Raw genomic sequence first — 7919 nt, 5'->3', positions numbered from 1 at the left:
CGGCAAGCCACACACCCAACGNCCCCGACACTGTGAGCCCGATGATGTTGGAAACCGCAATCTGCTTTACATCCATCCGTTTCATCAGACGGTTGGTCTGCACAATGGCAAGACCGTTGAGGATGAAGGTGAGAAACATCACCTTCGAAAGAGGTATAAGCCTACGGTCTCCCTGAAAAATGTCGGCTATTAGGGGGGCGCAGAAGAAAAGGACGGCATATACCGCCACACTCACCGCAAGGTTGAACCAGAACACCGTGGAATAATCCCGCTCATCGGGATCCTTGCGCTGCAACAGCGCCGCCCCGAAACCGCTGTCTACAAACAGTATGGCGAAAGCCTGAAACACCAGCAACGCGCCCACAAGACCGAAATCCTCCGGAGTGAGGATATTGGCGAGCACCACGCCGACCACGGCATAGAGCAGCTGGGATGAAACGCGGTCTACCGCGTTCCATTTCAGCGTACTTGCCGTTTTCTGTTTGAGAATGCTTTCCTCCGCCACTGTTCAGGATTTTTTCATGTTGTACGGATGAGACCGGGGAATCACTCAAGAGGAAGAACCTTGCCCCCTCCCACTTTCTTTATTTCCGGATTACCCTTGTACTGGATTTTAGTGGTGCCGATGCCGCGCACGTCAAGCTTCTTCACCGGCCAGCAGGTAATGTCGCCTGTGCCGAGAATCGAGCACTTCACCGCCATCGCCTCCAGCCCTTCAGCCTCGATCAGTCCGGTGCCCACCATCTTGAAAGTCGCCTTGTCCGCCTTTCCGGTAAGTATTATCGTACCCTTGCCCGTAGCGAGATGCGCCTCGGCGTTTCCCGTCTGTATGTCTTCGGCTATGATGCGTCCGTTGCCGATCTGCTTTGCCGTGAACGCCGGCACGGCTATAGTGTTGCAGACTGTGGCGGTAAATTCAGAGGAATTCTCGATTTCAGTCAGATAATCCGAATATACATACAGCACAGGCAACGCGGGGTTGTTGACATCCTCCGTGTTCACCTGAATGCGGAGCTTCCCCTTGCTGTTGGTGAATATAAAGGCATTGGCGAACTCCTCCGCGCCGGTGAAGACAGCCATGCCGGTGGAGTCCGGCACAGAGCGGTAAACCACATTGACGTTGTCCGTAATCTTAATCTTGTCGAAACGACCCACATCCAGACGATATGTCCGTTCCTGAGCCAGAGCTGGCAGCACCGCCGCCAGCATCAACATAAAAGCTACTGTCTTTTTCATAATTTCCAAGTATAAGATGATTTTTCGACTATAAGAAACTGTTTAAATTTAAAAACTTCCTGACCATGCATCTGAAAAAATGTCATCAGGCTTCTTCCCGATTGCCGAAGAATGTTTCGGATATATGGTCGAGAAGACCGAACAGCTCCTTCTCCGTCTCCGCACGCAGCAGCTTAATGCGCGTTTCGCGGAAATTGGGAATACCCTTGAAGAGAGGCGTCGCGGCGAGATGACGGCGAATGTGCAGAATGCCGCGATACTCGTCGATGCGGTCGATGCTCTCGCGTATCTGCCGGCGCAATATGTCGAACTTCGCTGCATCGGAAAGAGGCTCGTATTTCCCCTTCTCAAGATACTGGCGGACTTCCCTGAATATCCATGGCGCGCCGATAGCCCCCCTGCCTATCATGATGCCGTCTACACCGAAGCGGTCGAAAGCCTCCGCCGCACCCTCCGCCGACGTTATGTCGCCGTTGCCTATCACCGGAATCTCCATGCGGGGGTCATTCTTCAGCTCGCCGATCAGCGACCAGTCCGCCTGTCCGGTATACATCTGCGAGCGTGTGCGCCCGTGCACTGTCAGCGCCTTTATGCCGCAGTCCTGCAGCCGCGGTCCCAGATCGGTGATGATTTTGTTCTCGCAATCCCAGCCGAGCCGCGTCTTCACCGTGACAGGAATATCGACGGCATCCACCACCCGGCGGGTTATCTCAAGCATCTTGGGTATGTCACGGAGCATCCCCGCTCCCGCGCCTTTCCCCGCCACCTTCTTCACCGGACACCCGAAATTGATGTCGAGGATGTCGGAGCGAGCCTGTTCCACGATCTTCGCCGCCTCGACCATAGCCTCCGGCTCGCGTCCGTAAATCTGTATTGCCACCGGGCGTTCGGCATCGTTGATGTCGAGTTTTCGCGTCGTTGACTTTATATCGCGGATAAGCGCTTCCGCCGACACGAACTCCGTATAGACCGAAGCCGCCCCCATTTCGCGACAGATCAGACGGAACGAAGGATCCGTCACATCCTCCATCGGGGCAAGCGACACCGGCTTGTCTCCAAGATCAACATTGGCTATTTTCATTTGTATGCTTATTCCGTTTTATTGATGTTGTCATAATAATATCCACCCTTTTTCAGCACTTGTCTGTCAGCTGTCCATGGAACAGCGTCATACGAGCGACAAAGTTGAGAGTCCTCCGGCAATTATCAGCTGCGCAGCCTCCTGCATCGCCTCGGGTGTCAGGGAACGTATGCGCTCCGCCGTATAATCTATATCGTGGATCTCTCCGTAATACATCAGGCTTTTAGCCAATGCCATAGCGCGGCTCTCCCGGTGCTCGCCGCTCATGATCAGCTGCCCGCAGTATTGGTCGCGGACACGAGCGAAAGCCCTCGGCGACAACGGAGACTGTGCAAGACGGTCCAGTTCGCCGGATATTATGGCGCGGCAACGCGCCACAGCATCCTTGTCACAGCCGTAATACACAAGCAGCACGCCCGTATCGCTCATCAGGGCGACATTGCTCTCGACGGTATACACCAGTCCGCGGCGGTCGCGCATCTCCATGTTCAGACGCGAGTTCATGCATGGTCCTCCCAGATAGTTGTTGAGCAGGAACAGAGCATGCCTGCGTGAATCGCCCCGACCGAAAAGGCGGCATCCTGTTATGCAGTTCGCCTGATGGCTTGACCGCACACGCGTCTCGTTGAAGACCTCCACCGCAGGCACAGCCTCGCGCAAGAGCGGTTCCGAATCAAACGTCATGTCACCGAAATACTTCTCCACAAGACGGATATTGCGTTCCGGATCGCCCGGATCGGCGCAGTATATCACCATATTCCGCGGCGTATAGTTAGCATCGATAAAACCGCGTCCGTCTGCCGATGACAATCCTCTCACACTCTCAGGTGTGCCCAATATGTTGTGGGCAAGACCCGAACCGGCATAAATCAATTCCTCAAACTCGTCATATACCGAGTCCGAAGGACTGTCGCGATAAGAATGGATCTCCTCCACGATCACCTCCTTCTCCTTTTCTATCTCATTTGCCGGGAAAGAGGCATTCTTCACAAGATCTGAGATAAGTTCGAAAGACCTCGCGGCATAACCTGCGGGAGCGTTGGTATAAATCATCGTCTCCTCCTTCGTGGTGTAGGCGTTAAGTTCTCCGCCGATGGTCTCCATGCGCCCTGCGATGTGGCAGCTTCGGCGATGGCGCGTGCCCTTGAATATGGTATGTTCCACAAAATGGGCAAGTCCCTCCCTGTCGGCAGACTCGTCACGACTGCCGGCATTGACCATCGCGCCGATATACGACACGTTGCCCTCTGCCTTGACAGCCACTACCCTCAGTCCGTTGGAAAGAGTGTGAATATGATATTTTTCACTATCCTTGACAATCATACTATATTACAATCATAAATAACCCGTCCGCCACAACACCGCGGACGCATTCAATCTGCAAAGATAACTAAAAAAACGCGGTTTTCCGCACCATGTCGCCATCGTATTAAAGAATTATTTCCGTAATTGGGAATTATTCACTAATTTTGCACCGCCTTACCGTATTTAGACAATGATAACAGGAACAGGTTTAGATAACAGGAACAGGTTTACAATTGAATTGAAATTTGAATTGAATAAAAACTATTTCTTTAGATAATGAAAGCATATGTATTTCCGGGCCAGGGTGCCCAGTTCGTAGGCATGGGCAAGGACCTCTACGACAACAATCCCGAAGCAAAGGAACTTTTTGAGAAAGCAAATGAAATTCTCGGCTTCCGCATCACCGACATGATGTTCGAGGGCACAGAAGATGACCTGAAACAGACTAAGGTAACTCAGCCTGCAATCTTCCTACACAGCGTATTGCTCGCCAAGAGCCTCGGTGACGAATTCAAGCCAGACATGGTCGCCGGCCATAGTCTTGGTGAGTTCTCGGCACTCGTCGCTGCCGGCGCACTCAGTTTCGAAGAGGGGCTAAAGCTCGTTTCGAAACGCGCCCACGCCATGCAGAAAGCATGCGAACTGCGTCCTTCGACAATGGCAGCCGTCCTCGCGCTTCCCGATGACAAGGTCGAGGCTCTCTGCGCTGAGATCGATGATATCGTGGCTCCAGCCAACTACAACTGTCCCGGACAGGTGGTAATCTCCGGAACAATGGAGGGTATCGACGCGGCTTGCGAGAAAATGCTTGCGGCAGGTGCGAAACGCGCCATGAAACTTAAAGTCGGAGGCGCTTTCCACAGCCCCCTCATGCAACCCGCCCAGGAGGAACTCGCCGAAGCTATCGCGGAGGCTGAGTTCAGCACTCCCGTATGTCCCGTTTACCAGAACGTTGACGGCAAGCCGCATACTGACCCCGAAGAAATAAAGGCAAACCTCATCAAGCAGCTCACAGCTCCCGTGCGCTGGACATATGACGTAGAGGCAATGATCGCCGATGGCGCCGATGAGTTCATCGAGCTGGGTCCCGGCGCAGTGCTCCAGGGTCTTGTAAAGAAAATCAACCGCGGAGTGGCGACTTCCGGCAAACAGTAATCAGAGACAATAATGAATATCGCGATAGTAGGAGCGAGCGGCGCCGTAGGACAGGAGTTCCTGCGCGTGCTTGACGAGCAGAATTTCCCCATCGACAACCTGCGGCTCTTCGGCTCGAAGAGAAGCGCAGGGCAGACCCGCGCCTTCAGAGGGAAAGAATACGTGATCGAGGAACTCACCCGTGATTCCGACTTCACAGGCACCGACATTGCCTTCACCTCTGCCGGAGCCGGCACATCAAAAGAATTTGCCGATGTCATCACGCGCCACGGCACACTGATGATCGACAACAGTTCGGCGTTCCGCATGGATGACGATGTGCCTCTGGTCGTGCCTGAAGTCAACGGCGAGGATGCTCTCAACCGTCCGCGCAACATCATCGGTAATCCCAACTGCACCACCATCCAGATGGTGGTGGCACTGAAGCCGATCGAGAACCTCAGCCATATACGCCGCGTGCGTGTCGCCACGTATCAGGCGGCAAGCGGCGCAGGCGCGGCAGCCATGGACGAGCTGAGACACCAGACAGCACAGCTGAGCCGTGGCGAGGAACCCACTGTGGAGAAATTCAAGTATCAGCTCGCGTATAACGTGATTCCCCATGTGGATGTTTTCACTGAAAACGACTACACCAAGGAGGAGATGAAAATGTTTAACGAGACCCGGAAGATCATGCATTCCGACATACGCGTATCTGCGACATGTGTCCGCGTGCCTGTTCTACGTGCCCACAGCGAGGCTATCTGGGTCGAGACAGAGACTCCGCTGACCACCGAAGAGGTTCGTCGCGCATTCGGACAGGCACCCGGTCTGGTTGTGATGGAAGAGAATGCAGAGGGAGAGAAATACTATCCCATGCCACTTTTCATCGCCGACAAGGATCCAGTGTATGTGGGACGCCTTCGCAAAGACCTCTGCGATGACTGCGGACTTAGTTTCTGGGTGGTAGGCGACCAGATCAAGAAAGGTGCGGCTCTCAACGCAGTACAGATAGCCCAGTGGCTTCTCGCCAACGACCCCCGCTTCAAGAACTGACCCCTCNAGACGCACAGATACAATGAAGGCGTGTCGCTCACCGCGACACGCCTTCATTGTATCTGTGCGTGATTGTCTCAGGCGCGTTTGCTGTCGCGGATGAGATAGATGATGAGGAGCGCGTATGCCACGCAACCCAGAATCTGAGTCAGCTGCTCGGAACCGGGGGTGGTGTATTCGAAACCGGCAAAGCGGGTGATTGCCGCGAAGACCCCGAAGAGGGCGCCGCCTGCGATGAGACCGGAGGAGATGAGTGTGCCACGGTCGCGGCGGGCATCGTTCACCTTCTTGTCTTTCGATGAATTGGATACGAAATATGAAACCGCACCACCGACAAGCATCGGTGTATTGAGCGACAACGGAATGAACATACCGAGGCAGAAAGCCAGTGCCGGCACGCCGAGCCAGTTGAGAATCAACGCCAGAATAGCACCTACCATATAAAGAATCCAAGGAGTCTCGCCACCCATCATGAGCGGTTCGATAACTTTCGCCATGGCGTTTGCNTGAGGTGCTACGAGAGCATTGTCACCGGTGAAACCGTAAACCTTGTTGAGCACGATGATCACACCGCCAACGGTCGCTGCCGAAACGAGAGTGCCGAGGAATTTCCATGTCTCCTGCTTTTTGGGCGTTGTGCCGAGCCAGTAACCGATCTTGAGGTCGGTGACAAATCCGCCAGCCATGGAAAGCGCGGTGCAGACCACACCTCCGATCACCATGGAAGCCACGATGCCCGAGGTGCCGCTGAGTCCGATTGAAACGAATATCGCCGAAGCAACGATAAGAGTCATGAGCGTCATGCCCGACACAGGATTGGAGCCTACGATAGCGATAGCGTTTGCCGCCACTGTGGTGAAGAGGAACGCGATGACCGTAACCACAAGCCACGCCACAAGCGCCTGCCAGAGAGTATGTATGACTCCCAGCCAGAAGAACACAAGCACCGCGATCAGAGCAAGCGCGATGAAGAAGACGACGTGCTTCATGGAGATGTCGAGCTGCCAGCGCACAGGCTTTTCGCCGCTCTTGGCTCCTCCCTTGAACTCACGTCCCGCCAGACCGACCGCCTGACGGATGATGGGCCATGATTTCACGATTCCTATCACTCCTGCCATTGCGATGCCGCCGATGCCGATCATGCGGGCGTAGTCTTTGAAGAGCGCGTCGGGCGACATTGCCTGAAACTCAGGGCTGCCGTAAGTGCCAAGCAGCGGTATGATGATCCACCACACGAATATCGAGCCGGCGAAAATCACAAAAGCGTATTTGAGACCTACGATATATCCGAGACCGAGAAGCGCGGCTCCGGTGTTGCAGCTGAGCACGAGTTTTGTCTTCTCCGCTATTGTCTGTCCCCATGCCGACGCTGTTGAGGTGACGGTTTCCGCCCACCATCCGAACGTGGCGACGATGTAGTCGTAGATACCGCCGATAAGGGAGGCGATGACAAGAGTCTTTGCCTGACCTCCGCTTTCGGCGCCCGCCGACTGCTGACCCGAAACGAGCACCTGCGTGGTTGCCGTCGCCTCCGGGAAGGGATACTTGCCGTGCATATCCTTCACGAAATATTTACGGAAGGGTATGAAGAAGAGAATGCCCAGAATTCCGCCCAACAGCGAACTGAGGAATATCTGATAGAATTCCACCATGATGTCGGGATAGGTAGCCTGAAGGATAAACAGAGCCGGAAGGGTGAATATGGCGCCTGCCACTATCACTCCCGAACAAGAGCCTATCGACTGGATGATCACATTCTGCCCGAGGGAATTTTTCTTCTTCAGAGCGTTGCTGAGACCCACCGCGATAATGGCGATAGGAATGGCGGCCTCAAACACCTGCCCTACTTTCAGTCCGAGATAAGCTGCCGCCGCACTGAACACAACAGCCATCAACAGACCCATACCCACGGAATAGGGAGTCACCTCCTTCTGGTCGTGAGCTGGTTTCATCACCGGAACGTACTGTTCGTCTTTCGCAAGCTCGCGGAAGGCGTTTTCCGGCAGTCCGGTGTCGGTGGTGTAGACTTCTTCGTTTTCTTTCATAAAATATCTGTCAGGTTAAATAAGTAAGTATTGAAAATTAGTTTATAATAAGTATTTATAAT

At 54.1% G+C, this 7919-nt stretch carries 7 protein-coding genes; 2 read left to right on the top strand and 5 right to left on the bottom strand.

The genetic code is table 11. The features are described 5' to 3' along the window. From JX312_RS06140 to JX312_RS06125, 4 genes are all read right to left on the bottom strand, one after another. Positions 1 to 505, bottom strand: a 505-nt coding sequence (locus tag JX312_RS06140; protein ID WP_204457402.1) for an oligosaccharide flippase family protein, incomplete at its 3' end; no start/stop codon positions are given. A 41-nt stretch (positions 506 to 546) separates the two neighbouring features. Further along, positions 547 to 1236 (bottom strand): GIN domain-containing protein, encoded by a 690-nt coding sequence (locus JX312_RS06135; protein WP_123406208.1) that lies wholly within the window; start codon positions 1234 to 1236, stop codon positions 547 to 549. 85 nt (positions 1237 to 1321) lie between these two features. Then, the gene (dusB, locus tag JX312_RS06130; RefSeq protein ID WP_204457401.1) at positions 1322 to 2317 is read right to left on the bottom strand and encodes a tRNA dihydrouridine synthase DusB; all 996 of its coding nucleotides are present in this window, start codon (positions 2315 to 2317) and stop codon (positions 1322 to 1324) included. 87 nt (positions 2318 to 2404) lie between these two features. Continuing rightward, positions 2405 to 3640, bottom strand: a complete 1236-nt coding sequence (locus JX312_RS06125) for a pitrilysin family protein (protein ID WP_204457400.1) — start codon at positions 3638 to 3640, stop codon at positions 2405 to 2407. Between the two features lie 258 nt (positions 3641 to 3898). On the opposite strand from JX312_RS06125, the gene fabD reads away from it, so the two are divergent. Beyond that, positions 3899 to 4777 (top strand): ACP S-malonyltransferase, encoded by an 879-nt coding sequence (gene fabD / locus JX312_RS06120; protein ID WP_123406214.1) that lies wholly within the window; start codon positions 3899 to 3901, stop codon positions 4775 to 4777. Positions 4778 to 4789: 12 nt separating this feature from the next. Beyond that, positions 4790 to 5812 carry an aspartate-semialdehyde dehydrogenase gene (locus JX312_RS06115; RefSeq protein WP_123406216.1) on the top strand — a complete coding sequence of 341 codons (1023 nt, stop codon included), beginning with the start codon at positions 4790 to 4792 and terminating at the stop codon, positions 5810 to 5812. A gap of 77 nt (positions 5813 to 5889) precedes the next feature. On the opposite strand, the gene JX312_RS06110 is transcribed toward JX312_RS06115, so the two are convergent. Next, positions 5890 to 7857 (bottom strand): OPT family oligopeptide transporter, encoded by a 1968-nt coding sequence (locus JX312_RS06110; protein WP_204457399.1) that lies wholly within the window; start codon positions 7855 to 7857, stop codon positions 5890 to 5892. Positions 7858 to 7919 lie beyond the last annotated feature (62 nt).

This window comes from Barnesiella sp. CU968, assembly GCF_905219685.1.
Classification (GTDB): Bacteria; Bacteroidota; Bacteroidia; order Bacteroidales; family Muribaculaceae; genus Lepagella; species Lepagella muris_A.
Note: the sequence above shows the minus strand (reverse complement) of the source record. Positions and strands in the feature narration are given on the sequence as shown.